Annotated in this window: 11 protein-coding genes; 8 read left to right on the top strand and 3 right to left on the bottom strand. The window is 74.0% G+C overall.

The genetic code is table 11. The features are described 5' to 3' along the window. Positions 1 to 135: 135 nt before the first annotated feature. Complete coding sequence (locus OIE51_RS06210) at positions 136 to 807, bottom strand: potassium channel family protein (protein ID WP_326596125.1); 672 nt, start codon at positions 805 to 807, stop codon at positions 136 to 138. Next, positions 804 to 1,469, bottom strand: a complete 666-nt coding sequence (locus OIE51_RS06205) for a potassium channel family protein (protein ID WP_326596123.1) — start codon at positions 1,467 to 1,469, stop codon at positions 804 to 806. Before OIE51_RS06205 ends, OIE51_RS06210 begins: the two co-directional genes overlap by 4 nt. 37 nt (positions 1,470 to 1,506) lie before the next feature. Here OIE51_RS06205 and OIE51_RS06200 point away from each other — a divergent pair, with 37 nt between their 5' ends. From OIE51_RS06200 to OIE51_RS06170, 7 genes are all read left to right on the top strand, one after another. Next, the gene (locus OIE51_RS06200; RefSeq protein ID WP_326596122.1) at positions 1,507 to 3,528 is read left to right on the top strand and encodes an APC family permease; all 2,022 of its coding nucleotides are present in this window, start codon (positions 1,507 to 1,509) and stop codon (positions 3,526 to 3,528) included. Positions 3,529 to 3,573: 45 nt separating this feature from the next. Further along, complete coding sequence (locus OIE51_RS06195) at positions 3,574 to 4,938, top strand: class I SAM-dependent RNA methyltransferase (protein WP_326596121.1); 1,365 nt, start codon at positions 3,574 to 3,576, stop codon at positions 4,936 to 4,938. A 151-nt stretch (positions 4,939 to 5,089) separates the two neighbouring features. After that, on the top strand, positions 5,090 to 7,927 hold the full coding sequence (locus OIE51_RS06190) for an AfsR/SARP family transcriptional regulator (RefSeq protein ID WP_326596120.1): 2,838 nt from the start codon (positions 5,090 to 5,092) through the stop codon (positions 7,925 to 7,927). A gap of 129 nt (positions 7,928 to 8,056) precedes the next feature. Then, complete coding sequence (locus tag OIE51_RS06185) at positions 8,057 to 8,188, top strand: hypothetical protein (RefSeq protein ID WP_326596119.1); 132 nt, start codon at positions 8,057 to 8,059, stop codon at positions 8,186 to 8,188. A 52-nt stretch (positions 8,189 to 8,240) separates the two neighbouring features. After that, positions 8,241 to 9,164 carry an LLM class F420-dependent oxidoreductase gene (locus OIE51_RS06180; protein WP_326596118.1) on the top strand — a complete coding sequence of 308 codons (924 nt, stop codon included), beginning with the start codon at positions 8,241 to 8,243 and terminating at the stop codon, positions 9,162 to 9,164. 13 nt (positions 9,165 to 9,177) lie between these two features. Next, positions 9,178 to 10,059 carry a homocysteine S-methyltransferase gene (gene mmuM, locus OIE51_RS06175; RefSeq protein ID WP_326596116.1) on the top strand — a complete coding sequence of 294 codons (882 nt, stop codon included), beginning with the start codon at positions 9,178 to 9,180 and terminating at the stop codon, positions 10,057 to 10,059. A gap of 560 nt (positions 10,060 to 10,619) precedes the next feature. After that, on the top strand, positions 10,620 to 11,609 hold the full coding sequence (locus OIE51_RS06170; protein ID WP_326596115.1) for a carbon-nitrogen hydrolase family protein: 990 nt from the start codon (positions 10,620 to 10,622) through the stop codon (positions 11,607 to 11,609). A gap of 17 nt (positions 11,610 to 11,626) precedes the next feature. On the opposite strand, the gene OIE51_RS06165 is transcribed toward OIE51_RS06170, so the two are convergent. Further along, the gene (locus tag OIE51_RS06165) at positions 11,627 to 12,400 is read right to left on the bottom strand and encodes an alpha/beta fold hydrolase (protein WP_326596114.1); all 774 of its coding nucleotides are present in this window, start codon (positions 12,398 to 12,400) and stop codon (positions 11,627 to 11,629) included. Between the two features lie 646 nt (positions 12,401 to 13,046). Between OIE51_RS06165 and OIE51_RS06160 the strand changes: the two genes are divergently transcribed. Then, the gene (locus tag OIE51_RS06160; protein ID WP_326596113.1) at positions 13,047 to 14,504 is read left to right on the top strand and encodes an MFS transporter; all 1,458 of its coding nucleotides are present in this window, start codon (positions 13,047 to 13,049) and stop codon (positions 14,502 to 14,504) included. Positions 14,505 to 14,520 lie beyond the last annotated feature (16 nt).

Below are 14,520 nucleotides of genomic sequence, written 5' to 3'. Positions count from 1 at the left end.
GCGGCCGGGCCGGCCCGCGGTCGGCCCGCCCGCCCGGGTCCGGGCCGGCTGTGGGTTTTCGGGTGGCCCGGTCATCCGGGCCTTTCCGCGTCGTGTGGTCGCGAGGGTTCCCCACTCGCCGACTCGGGAGGCCCCTCAGGGCTTCGGGGGGCGGGGGGAGAGGAGCTCTTCGAGCTGTGCCTCGCGGGCCGGGGCGGCCACGAAGAGGAGTTCGTCGCCCGCCGCCAGGGCGTCGTCGGGGTCGGGGATCAGGACTCGGGCGCCTCTGATGATCGTCACCAGGGCCGTGTCCTGGGGCCAGGCCACCTCACCGACGCGGGTGCCGACCAGGGTGGCGCCCTCGGGGAGGGTCAGCTCGACCAGGTTCGCCTCGCCCTGGCTGAAGCGGAGCAGGCGGACCAGGTCGCCCACGCTCACCGCCTCCTCCACCAGCGCCGACATCAGGCGCGGGGTGGAGACCGCGACGTCCACGCCCCAGGCGTCGTTGAACAGCCACTCGTTCTTCGGGTTGTTCACCCGCGCCACCACGCGCGGCACGCCGTACTCGGTCTTCGCCAGCAGGGACACCACCAGGTTCACCTTGTCGTCGCCGCTCGCCGCGATCACCACCTGGCAGCGTTCCAGCGCGGCCTCGTCCAGCGTCGTGATCTCGCAGGCGTCGGCCAGCAGCCATTCCGCCTGCGGGACCCGCGCGACCGAGACCGCCTGGGGCGACTTGTCGATCAGCAGCACCTCGTGGCCGTTCTCCAGCAGCTCCGCCGCGATCGAGCGCCCCACCGCGCCGGCTCCCGCGACCACGACCCTCATGCGGGGTCCTCCGGTCCCAGCAGGCACACGGTCTCCACCTCGGCGACCCGGTCGCTGTACATCATCACGTGCACCAGGTCACCCTCCTGTAGCACCGTCCGCGCGTCCGGCAGCGTCGGCGCGCCCATGCGGGTCAGGAACGCCACCCGCACGCCCGTGCGCTCCTGGAACGCGCTCACCCGGTGGCCCACCCACGCCTGCGTGACGTGCACCTCGGAGAGCTGCAGCCCGCCGCTCGGGTCGCGCCACAGCGGCTCGGCGCCCGCCGGGAGCAGGCGGCGCAGCATCTGGTCGGCGGTCCAGCGGACGGTGGCGACCGTGGGGATGCCGAAGCGCTCGTAGACCTCGGCGCGGCGGGAGTCGTAGATGCGGGCGGTGACGTTCTCCACGCCGAACACCTCGCGGGCCACCCGGGCCGCGATGATGTTGGAGTTGTCCCCGCTGCTCACCGCCGCGAAGGCGCCCGCGTCCGCGAGGCCGGCCTCGGTGAGCGTGTCCCGGTCGAAGCCGAGCCCGGTCACCCGACGGCCGCCGAACCGCGAGCCGAGACGGCGAAAGGCCGTGGGGTCCTGGTCGATGACCGCGACCGAGTGGCCGCGGGCCTCCAGGTTCTGCGCCAGGGTCGCGCCGACCCGGCCGCAGCCCATGATCACGATGTGCATAGATCTCCTCCGCGCGACCACGCTATACGGTGTGCCCATGGATGGCACCAAACGCCTGCTGCTCGGCCGCGCGTTGCGCAGTGACGCGTTGGGGGAGACGCTGCTGCGCAAGCGCGTCGCGCTGCCGGTGTTCGCCTCCGACCCGCTGTCCTCGGTGGCCTACGCGCCCGGTGAGGTGCTGCTCATCCTGTCCATCGCGGGGGTGTCGGCCTACCACAACAGCGTGTGGATCACGGCGGCCGTCGTGGTGCTGATGCTCACCGTGGTCGCCTCCTACCGGCAGACCGTCCACGCCTATCCCAACGGCGGCGGCGCCTACGAGGTCGTCTCCAGTAACTTCGGCCGCCGCTCCGGACTCACCGTCGGCAGCGCGCTGCTGGTGGACTACGTGCTGACGGTCGCCGTCTCGGTCTCCGCCGGAGTGGACAACCTCGGCTCCGCGGCGCACTTCGTGGAGCGCAACGAGGTGCTGTGCGCGCTCGCCATCATCGCCGTGCTGATGCTGATGAACCTGCGCGGCGTCAAGGAGTCCGGCACGCTCTTCGCCATCCCCACCTACGCGTTCGTCGTGGGCGTGCTCGGGACGGTGGCCTGGGGCGGTTTCCGGGCGCTGGTCCTCGACGACACCATGCGCGCGCCGACCGCCGACTACGACATCGTGCCCGAGCAGACCGACCTGGCCGGCTTCGCCATGGCCTTCCTGCTGCTGCGCGCGTTCTCCTCCGGCTGCGCCGCGCTCACCGGGGTGGAGGCCATCAGCAACGGGGTGCCCGCGTTTCGCGAGCCCAAGGGGCGCAACGCCGCCGGGACGCTGGCCCTGATGGGCGGGATCGCGGCCACCATGTTCCTCGGGGTGATGGCGCTCGCCCTGAGCACCGACGTGCGTCTGGCCGAGGACCCGGCCCACGATCTGCTGATCGGTGGCGATCCGGCGGGCTCCGGCTATCACCAGGACCCGGTGATCGCCCAGGTCGGGGCGGCGGTGTTCGGCTCCGGCTCGGCCGCGTTCGTCTTCCTCACCACGGCGACCGCCCTCATCCTCTTCCTGGCCGCCAACACCGCCTACAACGGCTTCCCGGTGCTCGGCTCGATCCTCGCCCAGGACCGCTATCTGCCTCGGCAGCTCCACACCCGGGGCGACCGGCTCGGGTTCAGCAACGGCATCGTCTTCCTGACCGGCCTCGCCGCGCTGCTCGTCGTCGCCTTCAACGCCGACGTCAACCGGCTGATCCAGCTCTACATCGTCGGCGTCTTCGTCTCCTTCACCTTCAGCCAGAGCGGCATGGTCCGGCACTGGAACCGCCTGCTCGGCCAGGAGCGCGACCGCGCCGCGCGCCGCCGCATGCACCGGGCCCGCGCCCTCAACGGGTTCGGCGCGGTGCTGTGCGTCGTCGTCCTGGTGATCGTGCTGATCACCAAGTTCAGCCACGGCGCCTGGGTGTCGATCGTCGGCATGGCGTGCTTCTACGCGGTGATGACGGGGATCAGGAGCCACTACGACCGGGTGGCCGCGGAGCTGGCTCTGGACGTGCCGGAGGAGGAGCTCGACGTGCGGCCCTCACAGGTGCACGCCGTCGTGCTGGTCTCGAAGATCCACAAGCCGACGCTGCGCGCCCTGTCGTACGCCAAGCTGCTGCGCTCCGACAGTCTGGTGGCGGTCACCATCGCCGTGGACCCCGAGGAGGCGGCGGCGCTCAAGGCCGAGTGGCGGCACCGCCACCTCGACGTGCCGCTGAAGGTGCTCGACGCCCCGTACCGGGAGATCACGCAGCCGTTCATCCGCTTCGTGAAGAAGCTCCGCAAGGCCCATCCGCACGATGTGGTGAGCGTGATCATCCCGGAGTACGTGGTCGGCCACTGGTACGAGGCGATCCTGCACAACCAGAGCGCTCTGCGGCTCAAGGCCCGGCTGCTGCTCACCCCGGGCGTCACCGTGACCTCGGTGCCCTGGCAGCTCGACTCCGCCGAGGCCGCCCGCGAACGGGCCAGGCGGCGACACCCGCTGAACGCCCCCGGGGCCGTCCGGCGCGGGGCGGGGCACCGGGACCGGCGGCCGTAGACTGGACCGTCTCCCCGCCTTCCGACCCCCTTGGAGTCCTTCGTCATGCCCACCGCACACTCCTCGTCCACGGCCGCCGCTTCTCTGGTGGGCCGGGAGTACGAGGTCGAGGTCGGCCCGGTGGCGCATGGCGGGCACTGTGTCGCCCGCACCGCCGAGGGGCGGGTGCTGTTCGTCCGCCACACGCTGCCCGGCGAGCGGATCGTCGCCCGCGTCACCGAGGGCCACGAGGAGTCCCGTTTCCTGCGGGCCGACGCCGTGGAGGTGCTGACCGCGTCGAAGGACCGTGTCCCGGCGCCGTGCCCGTTCTCCGGGCCGGGGAAGTGCGGCGGCTGTGACTGGCAGCACGTGAAGCCGGGGGCGCAGCGGCGGCTGAAGGGCGAGGTGCTGGCCGAGCAGCTCCGCGCGCTGGCCGGGCTCACCCCCGAGGAGGCCGGCTGGGACGGCACGGTGGAGCCCGCGCCCGGTGACAAGGTGGCGCCCGGCGAGGTGCCCGCCTGGCGCACGCGCGTGCAGTACGCGGTGGACGACGAGGGCCGGGCCGGGCTGCGGCGCCACCGTTCGCACGAGGTGGAGCCCGTCGACCGCTGCCTGATCGCCGCCGAGGGCGTCACCGAGCTGGGCGTCGAGCATCGCCGCTGGCCCGGGATGGCGACGGTGGAGGCGATCGCCGCCACCGGCTCCAGCGACCGGATGGCGATCCTCACCCCGCGCCCCGGCGCCCGGCTGCCGCTGGTGGAGCTGGACCGGCCGGTCTCCCTGATGCGGGCCGAGGAGGAGCGCGGACGTGGCGGCGAGCACTCGGTGCACCGGGTGCACGGCCGGGCGTTCGTCCGGGAGCGGGCTGACGGCCGCACCTGGCGGGTGAGCGGCGGCGGGTTCTGGCAGGGCCACCGCGAGGCGGCGGGCGTGCTGGTGGACGCGGTGATGCGGGGGCTGACGCCGCGCAAGGGTGAGATGGCGCTCGATCTGTACTGCGGGGCGGGCCTGTTCGCCGGGGCGCTCGCCGACCGGCTGGGGGAGCGCGGCGCGGTGCTCGGCATCGAGGCGTCCAAGCGGGCCGTCGAGGACGCCCGCCACAACCTCGCGGACTTCCCCCGGGTCCGCGTCGAGCACGGCACGGTGGCCCGGGTGCTGCCGAGGACGGGTATCACCGAGGCCGACCTCGTGGTCCTCGACCCGCCCCGGGCGGGCGCGGGCGAGGAGGTCGTGCGGCGGCTGGCCGGGCTGAACGCGCGCCGGATCGCGTACGTCGCCTGCGACCCGGCGGCCCTGGCCCGCGACCTGGCGCACTTCCGGGCGGTGGGGTATGTGCCGCACTTCCTGCGGGCGTTCGATCTCTTCCCCATGACGCGGCACCTGGAGTGCGTGGCGATCCTGCAGCCGGTGCGGCGGGCCACCGCGCGGTAACCCCGTTGTGATGGACCATCGGTAGGGTGGGCGGCCCGGACGGGCGGTGTGGCGGTGACCCAGCCGGGAAAGGTGGTTGGAGCCGCGCCGGTCCCCGTGCGAGGATCGCGGGCTCGGCGTGTGTCGGCGTTGTGTCGGTTGGGAGTTTCCCTTGGACATCCGGCTCCTCGGTCCACTTCAGGTGCTCGCGGACGACGGCACGCCGCTGCCCGTCACGGCTTCCGTGCCGCGTGCGGTGCTGTCCGCGCTCGCGCTGCGGGCCGGGCAGGTCGTGCCCGCCGCCGAGCTGGCCGCGCAGGTCTGGGTCGGCGAGCCGCCCGGTGGTGCCGGGGCGGCGCTGCGTGGCGGCGTCGCCCGGCTGGGCGCCGTGGTTCCCGGCGCGCGGGTCCGCGACGTGCCCGGCGGGTATCTGCTGCGGGCCGACCGGGAGGAGACCGATCTCGGGCGGTTCCAGGACGCGCTGCGGCTGTCCCGCGAGCTGTCCGCGCGGGCCCCGGCCCGGGCGGTGGCCCTGCTGGACGAGGCGCTGGGGCTGTGGCGGGGAGCGCCGCTGGCCGATCTGGACGACTGCCCGCTGCGTGTCCTGGAACAGCCCCGGCTCGCGGAGCTGCGGCTGATCGCCGTCGAGGAACGCTTCGAGCTGCGGCTGGCGCTGGGCGAACACGACGCGGTGATGGGCGAGCTGACGGCGGAGAGCCGCGCCCACCCGCTGCGCGAGCGCCTCGCCCGGCAGACGGTGATCGCCCTCCACCGCTGCGGCCGGACCGCCGAGGCGCTGGCGACCGTCCGGCGCGCGTGCGAGCGGTTCGCCGATTCCGGTGCTGGGCCGAGCGCCGAGCTGCGCGGCCTGGAACGGGCGGTGCTGCGCGCCGGTCCCCGGCCGGCGGCGCCGGCCGTGCGCCGCGCGACCTTGGCCCGGCGCGCGGTGCCCGGCGGGAACGCCGCGCCGTCCGCGGCGTTCCCGCCGGGCACCGCCACGTTCGTCGCGCGCGGGCTGGAGCTGGGCCGGATCAGGGGTCGGCTGACCAACGCGGTCGCCGCGCCCGCCGTCTGCCTGATCGACGGGCCGGGCGGGGTCGGCAAGTCGACGCTCGCGGTGCGGGCCGCCCACGAGGTCGCCGACCGGTTCCCCGACGGGCTCGTCTATGTCGACCTGCGCGGCGCCGACCCGCGCAATCCGCCCCGCGACGTGCCCGAGGCGCGGCTGCTGCTGCTCGCCACGCTGGGTACGCCGGGCAAGGAGCTGCCGCAGGACCCGGCCGCCGCCGCGGCGTTCTATCAGGAGCGGCTGCGGGGGAGACGGGTGCTGTTGCTGCTCGACAACGCGCTCGACGCCGCGCAGGTGGCGCCGCTGCTGCCCACCGAGCCGGGCTCGGCGGCCCTGGTCACGAGCCGGACCGCGCTCACCGGGCTCGGGCGCGGGCACCATCTCCATCTGACGGCGCTGACCGTCGCGGAGGCCGTGACCTTCGTGCAGGCGATCGCGGGCGGGGCGGCCGGGCGCGGGACGCGGCGCGAGTGGGAGGAGCTGGTGACGCTGTGCGGACGGCTGCCGTTGGCGTTGCGGATCGTCGCCGCCCGGATGGCCGCCCGGCCGTGCCGGCGGGTGGCGGACTGGACGGCGGTGCTGGCGGACGAGCGGCGGCGGACGGACGAGCTGACAGCGGACGACCTGGACGTGCGGGCCAGTCTGATGGTGAGCATCGACCAGCTCGCGGCGGGCGCCGAGCCGGATCATCAGCTCGCGGCCGGGATGTTCCCGCTGCTGGGCGCGGCGGCGGTGCGGTCGTTCAGCCCGGGGTCGGTGGCCGCGCTCGTCGGCTGCGGGGCCGGCGAGGCGCGGCGGGCCCTGGACCGGCTGACGGACGCGCAGATAGCGGGTAGTCCCCGGCCGGACGTGTACACGCTGCATGATCTGGTGCGGTCGGCGGCGGCGTGGCAGGCGACACGGCTGCCCCCGGAGCGGGCGACGCGGCGGCTGGCGGAGCTGGCCCGCTGGTATCTCGGCTCGCTGTACCGGGTGAACGGGCCGCTGGCGCTGCCGGAGCACTACCGCGGGCGGTACCGGGCGGGGGCCGACCGCTTTCCGGGGGGACGGCTGTTCACGTCGGTGGACGAGTCGCTGCCCTGGGCGGACGAGGTGCTGGAGGACGTGATCGCGCTGGCGCACCAGCTCGCCGCGCCCGAGTACGACACGGGGGACGAGCTGGCCGGGCAGCCGCTGTCGGCGTTCGCGCTGGAGAGCGTGCGGGCGCTGGAGAGTTACTTCGGGACGCGGCTGAGCTGGCGGGCCCAGCGGCGGCTGTGCGAGATCACGCTGGAGGTCGGGGAGCGGCGCGGTGACCGTTTCGCGCGGGCCGTGGCGTACGGGCAGTTGGGCAAGGCGGCGGGCCAGCAGGGCGGCGGCATCAGGGGAGTCGAGCTGCTGCACCGGGGCATCGCGCTCTGCCGGTCCGTCGGCGAGCGGACGGAGGCCCTCGCCATGACGCTCAATCTCGTACCGTGCCTGGGGTCTTCGGGCCGGCTGGCCGAGGCGGTCGACGTGGCCGAACGGACGCTGGCCGAGGTGCGGGCGGCGGGCGTCGACGAGTTCCGCCCACAGATCATCAACAACCTCGCCCGGTGCCACCTGTACCTCGGCCACCACGCGACGGCGCACGACCTGCTGAGCCGGAACTATGAGACCGCGCCGCTGCCGTACGAGCGGACGATCGCCGCCGGGGTGCTGGCCGAGTACCACTTGGAGGTCGGCGAGTTCGAAGAGGCGGCGCGCTGGGCCGGCCGGGCGCTGAGCCACGCCGAAGAGCAGCCGTTCGACCCGTTCGTGGTGGCGCAGCAGCGCACCTGGCTGGCGGCGGCGTTGCGCGGGCTCGGCCGCGAGGAGTCGGCGCGGGCCGAGGAGACGCAGGCCCAGGCGATACTCCAGGATCTCAACAGCCGCGAGAACAGTCACTTGCGCGTGCGCAGTGAGGAGAGGTATTCGATCTGAGGAATCGGCGTGCTTCCGGTGGCCGTTCGTTGGGGCGAGGCGGAAGTGCCGTGCCGTGCACGCTGATGGGGCGATACGCCCGCCCCATCCGGCTTCGCCGACGGGGTCGTCGGCCTTCTCGGCGAAGCCGTGGCCCGGATCACGGCGGCCCTGGCCCCCGGCCGGATCGCGCTGTTGGCCCGGCGCCGGGCTCGTCCCGCGCCCGGCATCTCCCCGGTCGAGACGGCCCCGCTCACCCCGGCCCGGCCCGCGGGCCGCTGATCCGCGGGCCGCCGATCCGCGGGCCGTCGGCGGGGGGCGGAGAATGGGCGTCATGGATCTTCGCATCTTCACCGAACCGCAGCAGGGCGCGAGCTACGACACCCTCCTCTCCGTCGCCAGGGCGACCGAGGAGCTGGGATTCGACGCCTTCTTCCGGTCCGACCACTACCTCAAGATGGGCGGGGTCGACGGGCTGCCCGGCCCCACGGACGCCTGGATCACCCTTGCCGGGCTCGCCCGGGAGACCAGCCGTATCCGGCTCGGCACCCTGATGACGGCCGGCACCTTCCGGCTGCCGGGCGTGCTCGCCATCCAGGTCGCGCAGGTGGACGCGATGTCCGGCGGCCGGGTCGAACTCGGCCTGGGCGCCGGGTGGTACGCGGCGGAGCACACGGCGTACGGGATCCCGTTCCCGAAGGAGAAGTTCTCCCGGCTGGAGGAGCAACTCGCCATCGTCACCGGGTTGTGGGAGACGCCGGCCGGGGAGACGTTCTCCCACGAAGGCGTCCACTACCGGCTCACCGACTCGCCCGCGCTGCCCAAGCCCGCGCAGCGGCGGGTGCCGGTGCTGCTCGGCGGCATGGGCAAGGAGCGCACCCCGCGCCTGGCGGCCCGGTACGCCGACGAGTTCAACGTCCCGTTCGCCTCGGCCGAGGACAGCGCCGACCAGTTCGGCCGGGTGCGCCGGGCCGCCGAGGAGGCCGGCCGCAAGCCGGACGACCTGGTCTACTCCAACGCGCTGGTCGCCTGCGTCGGCCGGGACGACGCCGAGGTGGCCCGCCGGGCGGCGGCCATCGGCCGTGAGGTCGAGGAGCTGAAGGCCAACGGCCTGGCCGGGACGCCCGAGGAGGTCGTGGAGAAGATCGGCCGCTATGCCGCGACCGGCTCCTCCCGGATCTACCTCCAGATCCTGGACCTGGACGACCTCGACCACCTGGAGCTGATCGCCGACCGGGTCCTGCCCCGGGTGCGGTGAGCGGGGAACGCCGGTGACCGCGCCACCCCTGGACCGCGCCACCCTGGTCCTCGACGGCGGCCTGTCCAACCAGCTCCGGGCCCAGGGCCGCGCCCTGTCGGACGAGCTGTGGACGGCCCGGCTGCTGACCGAGGAGCCGGAGCAGCTCACGGCGGCCCATGCCGCCTATGTGCGGGCGGGCGCCCGGGTGGTGATCACCGCCAGCTACCAGGCGTCGTTCGAGGGCTTCGCCCGCCGGGGCATCGGCCGGGCGGCGGCGGCCCGGCTGTTCGGGGACAGCGTGCGGCTGGCCCGGCGGGCCGGGGCGGAGTGGGTCGCCGCCTCGGTCGGTCCCTACGGCGCGGTGCTCGCCGACGGCAGCGAGTACCGGGGACGGTACGGGCTGAGCGTCGGCGAGCTTGCCCGGTTCCACCGGCCGCGGGTGGCGGCGCTGGCGGCGGCCGGGCCCGATGTGCTGGCCCTGGAGACGGTGCCCGATGTGACCGAGGCGGAGGCGCTGCTGCGCGCGGTCGGGGACTGCGGGATTCCGGTCTGGCTGTCGTACACGATCGCGGGCGACCGCACCCGGGCCGGGCAGCCGCTGGCCGACGCCTTCGCGCTGGCGGCGGACGAGCCGGGGGTGGTCGCGGTGGGGGTCAACTGCTGTGACCCCGGTGACGTCGCGGACGCCGTGGCGCTGGCGGCGGAGGTGACCGGCAAGCCCGTGGTGGCCTACCCGAACAGCGGCGAGGCATGGGATCCGGTGGCCCGCCGCTGGCGCGGGCCGGTGACGTACGACCCCGGGGCGGCGGTCGCCTGGCGCGCGGCGGGCGCCCGGCTGATCGGCGGGTGCTGCCGGGTTGGTCCCGGCCATATCGCCGCGGTTGCCGCCGCGTTGGCGGTGGCGCCGGGGTGAGGACGATGACATCCGTGTGAAGTAGCCCACGAAAACTGGCTGATTGATAGCGTCCTTCCGGGCGCCGACACGCCGCCGAGTGGCCGTGGACGGCCCTGGCATATGTCTCTGACCAGCCCATCCGCTGCCGATGCGGTCAAAAGCCCATGATTTCCAGCCGTGTTGCGGGTGCGGCGATTCGTCCGGTACGCGGCAGTGCGGAGCTGAATCCGCCAGGTGGCAGCCGCTGCCACGAACTTGAATCTTCACCGGTTGGTAGCTGAGAGGATACGCAACGCGACTGAAATTGTCCGTGTGGTGCTGGATTCCGGGCGATGTTCCGGCAGACTCCCGACAGGAGCCGGTACCTCCGCTGTGCAGGGCAGAGGTCCCGGCTCCTCCGGACGGTCCGCGCACCGGCACTGCCGCCTCCCCGCGTCGTAGTCGGCCGCGCGGGCCGTCCCGGAACCCGGATCGGGTAGCGTTGTCGCGTGCTTTGACGACCGCCCCGGACCAGGGGACCGCCGCAAGCTCCTTCGTGCCCGCGATTCACCGCAAGCCAGCCACGAAGGAGTCATCCCATGAGCCTGTTCCTGACCGTCGCGCTGCTCCAGCTCGACCGTCCGGGCCATGACCTCTCCGCCAACCGCGACGCGGGCGAGGCCGCCTGCCGCCGGGCCAAGGCGCTGGGCGCCGACATCGCCCTCTTCCCCGAGATGTGGAGCAACGGCTACGCCTCGGCCGCCACGCCCGAGATGGCCGAGGAGAACGTCTACCGGCACCCGGACCTGTGGGAGGGCGAGGACCCTGTCGAGGTCCCCGGCCCCCGCGCGGCGTGGCACGGCGAACCCGTGGACCGGGACTCGCCGTTCGTCACCCACTTCCGCGAGCTGGCGGCCGAGCTGGACATGGCTGTCGCCCTGACCTACCTGGAACGCCGGGAAGGGCCGGGGGGCCAGGACGGGCCGCCGCGCAACACCGTCTCCCTCATCGACCGCCACGGCGAACCGGTCCTGACCCAGGCCAAGGTGCACACCTGCGCCTTCGCCTGGTCGGAGTCCGTGCTCGCGCCGGGCGACTCCTTCGAGGTCGCCACCCTGGACACGGCGGTGGGCGAGGTCGAGGTCGGCGCGATGATCTGCTACGACCGGGAGTTCCCCGAGAGCGCCCGCGCCCTGATGCTGGCGGGCGCCGAGCTGATCCTCACCCCGAACGCCTGCGACCTCGAACAGCACCGGATCGCCCAGTTCCGCACCCGCGCCTACGAGAACACGGTCGGCGTCGCCATGGCCAACTACGCGGGCCCCGGCTGGGGTCACTCGGTGGCCTTCGACGGCATGCCGTTCGACGAGGACGGCGACTACCGCGACACCCTGTGCGTGGAGGCCGGCGAACACCCCGGTGTCTACCCGGCGGTCTTCGATCTCGAAGCCCTGCGGGAGTACCGCCGCCGCGAGACGTGGGGCGACGCCTTCCGCCGCCCGTCCGCGTACGGGCCGCTGACCGAGGGCCGCCCGCCGCGCGAGCCGTTCGTCCGCGTGCGCCACGACGGGCGCCCGGCCCGTCGCTGACGCCGGGCCCGGCCGCGCTATGGGCCCGGCTTGGTGTGCCGGGCGAGGAAGTCCAGCAGCAGCCGCGCCGTTTCGGCGGGCCGCTCCAGGCTGGGCAGGTGCCCGGCCCAGGGCAGCTCCAGATGTCGGGCGTCGGGCAGAGTCGCGGGCAGCCCGGCGGCGACCGCCCGGAAGTCGGGCAGGTCGTGCGCGCCCGCGACGGCCAGTGTCGGAGCGGTGACGCGGGCCAGATCCACGGTGACGCCCGGCTGTTCGACATCCTCCGCCGCCAACTGGACGTCGAACGCCCGGCGTCGCATCAGCCGCACCATCGCCCGGGTGTTGCCGTCCGCGTCCGGGCCCAGCCAGGTGGCCACGTTGAGCTCGACGGCGCCCGCGAGGTCGCCGGCCTCGACGAGCGCGTTCTCCCGCTCGTCGAACTCCCGCAGCGTCGCGCTCGGTTCATGACCGGGCGCCCCGGCGCTCAGCAGGGCCAGGGCCGTGACCCGGCCGGGCCGGCGGGCGGCCAGCTCCAGGGCGACCCGGCCGCCGAACGACGAGCCGACGACCGCCGTCCGCCCGATGCCGAGCGCGTCGAGCAGGTCGGCGACATCGTCCGCGTCGCGGTACGGCCCGTCCGCCGCCGGGGTGTCGCCGAAGCCGCGGAAGTCGCAGCGCAGCACGCGGTACCCCGCGTCGAGGAACATCCGCCACTGCGGGTCCCACATCCGGCGGTCGCAGACCGAGGAGTGCAGCAGCAGCAGCTCCGGGCCTTCACCATCGTCGTCATAAGTGAGAAGAGTTCGGCGCATCGGGGAAGGATTCTTGCATGCCGGTTCACGGGACCCGCGCTTACCTGGGGATCGGGACTCCGCCGCCTTGACGGCGCGGGCGGTGAAGGTGTCCGGAGGCAGGGTCTCGTGGCCCTGCTGCCGTTTTGAACGGGGGTGCCGCTCCCCGCGTTGGCCGGTGGCGCGCCCCGGGCACTCCGGCGGCCGGGACCGGGCCCGGGGTGCGGTTGACCTGGCCGGCGGCCGGGACCGGGCCCGGGGGGTGCGGCTGGTGAGCGTCGGGCGCCGGCCCGGGCTCGTTCGGGTGGCCCGGGAGCTGGTCGCCGACGACGACCGGGTCACCGTCGCACGCGGGGACCGACGACGACCGGCGGGAGATCGTGGCGCACGGGCCGTTCGACCGGGCGGTGCCGGACGGCGGCGGGGGCGGACAAGCGGGCCGGCCCGCCGCGCCCCCCGACCCCGGTGCCGCTGGGCCGGCGCCCGGCGGCACCGTGACGATCGCCGACCCCACGCCGGCCCGCCGCGCCCCCGGCCCGTCATGTGAGGACCGGCTGACGCATCCCGCGCCGCGTGCCACCGAGTCGCGGCCGGCCGCCGAACCACGCCGTGGTGGTGGGCGTCGCGCGGTTGGATCGGAGCGCTCCGCTCCGATAGCATTGAGGGCATGACAACCCCAGTCACCCAACGACCCAATCCCAACGCGCTCCTGACGGCGTTGCTGATATCGGTCGGCTCCTACACACTCATGCAGACGATGGTCGTCCCGGCGCTGCCGGTGCTGACCGAGAAACTGGAGACGGACACCGGTACCGCCGCCTGGCTGATCACCGCGTTCCTGCTCGGCTCCGCCGTGCTCACGCCCGTGATCAGCGCCCTCGGCGACCGGTTCGGGCACCGCCGGATGATGATCGTCACGCTGCTCGCCTTCCTGGCGAGCACGGTCGGCGCCGCCGCGGCGCCCAACGTCGAGACGCTGATCGCGATGCGCGCGCTGGAGGGCGTCAGCATGGCGATGCTGCCGCTCGCCCTGGCGATCATCCGCGAGTCCATGCCGCCGGAGCGGATAGCCGCCAGCTTCGGCGTCACCGCGGCCATGCTCGGCGGCGGCGCGGGCCTCGGCCTCCTCGTCGGCGGCCTCATCATCGAGGACTACTCCTGGCGCTGGATGTTCGGCTTCGAAGCCGTGCTCATCGTCGTGGCCACCGCCCTCGTGGTGCGGTTCGTGCCCGAGACCCCGCGCCGTCCGGGCGCCGCCGACCGGACTGTGGACATCCCCGGCGCGGTCGTGCTGGCCGGCGCCCTGTCGCTGCTGCTGCTCGGCATCACGCAGGGCGACTCGTGGGGCTGGGGCTCTCCCGGCGTGATCGGTCTCTTCGCCGGCTCCCTCGCGCTGTTCGCCGTGCTGGTCGCCGTCGAGTCCCGGCAGGCCGACCCGCTGGTGGACCTGCGGCTCTTCGCCCACCCGCCGATGCTCTTCACCAACCTGGCGTCGTTGCTCCTCGGCGTCGTGCCGTTCTTCTTCTACGTGCTGCTGCCGCTCCTGCTCCAGATGCCCGGCGAGATCACGGACTACGGACAGGGCCACTCGGTGGTGGAGTCCGGTCTGCTGCTGCTCCCCGCCTCGGTGTGCACGATGGCCGCCGGTGGCGCCACCGCTCCGCTCGCGGCCCGGTTCGGACCGCGCGCACCGCTGTTCGCCGCGATGATCCTGATGACGGCCGGCGCGGTGACGACGGCGCTGTGGCACGGCGGCACGTTCGAACTCGCCGCGCTCTTCTGCCTCGTGGGCGCCGGCTCCGGCTTCGGCTTCGCCGCCCTGGCCGATCTGGTGGCGTCCATCGTGCCCCGCCAGGAGCTGGCCGCGGGCAACGGCCTGAACACAGTCGTGCGCACCGTCGGCAGCGCGATCGGCGCCCAGGCCGCCGCCGCCCTGCTGGAGGCCAAGACGATCGCGAACACCGGCATCCCGTCCGAGAGCGCGTTCACCACGGGATTCTGGCTGGCCGCGGCCCTCGGCGTGGTGGGTATCGTTCTTGTCGCCGTTCTGCGTCCCCGCCCCTACCGGTCGGGGTCCGGACCGGCGGCCGGGGTGCCCGCACCGCAGGGGGCCGCCTCGCACTGACGGATTGATGAGCGGA

Source organism: Streptomyces sp. NBC_01803, assembly GCF_035917415.1.
Lineage (GTDB): Bacteria > Actinomycetota > Actinomycetes > Streptomycetales > Streptomycetaceae > Streptomyces.
The sequence above is the reverse complement of the archived record's forward strand: the minus strand, read 5'-3'. Positions and strand labels throughout refer to the sequence as shown.

Coding starts and splice junctions, on each gene's coding strand:
- OIE51_RS06195 (WP_326596121.1), top strand. CDS start 3,574: ATGCCCACCGCACACTCCTCGTCCACGGCCGCCGCTTCTCTGGTGGGC.
- OIE51_RS06170 (WP_326596115.1), top strand. CDS start 10,620: ATGAGCCTGTTCCTGACCGTCGCGCTGCTCCAGCTCGACCGTCCGGGC.
- OIE51_RS06200 (WP_326596122.1), top strand. CDS start 1,507: ATGGATGGCACCAAACGCCTGCTGCTCGGCCGCGCGTTGCGCAGTGAC.
- OIE51_RS06180 (WP_326596118.1), top strand. CDS start 8,241: ATGGATCTTCGCATCTTCACCGAACCGCAGCAGGGCGCGAGCTACGAC.
- OIE51_RS06160 (WP_326596113.1), top strand. CDS start 13,047: ATGACAACCCCAGTCACCCAACGACCCAATCCCAACGCGCTCCTGACG.
- OIE51_RS06205 (WP_326596123.1), bottom strand. CDS start 1,469: ATGCACATCGTGATCATGGGCTGCGGCCGGGTCGGCGCGACCCTGGCG.
- OIE51_RS06165 (WP_326596114.1), bottom strand. CDS start 12,400: ATGCGCCGAACTCTTCTCACTTATGACGACGATGGTGAAGGCCCGGAG.
- OIE51_RS06210 (WP_326596125.1), bottom strand. CDS start 807: ATGAGGGTCGTGGTCGCGGGAGCCGGCGCGGTGGGGCGCTCGATCGCG.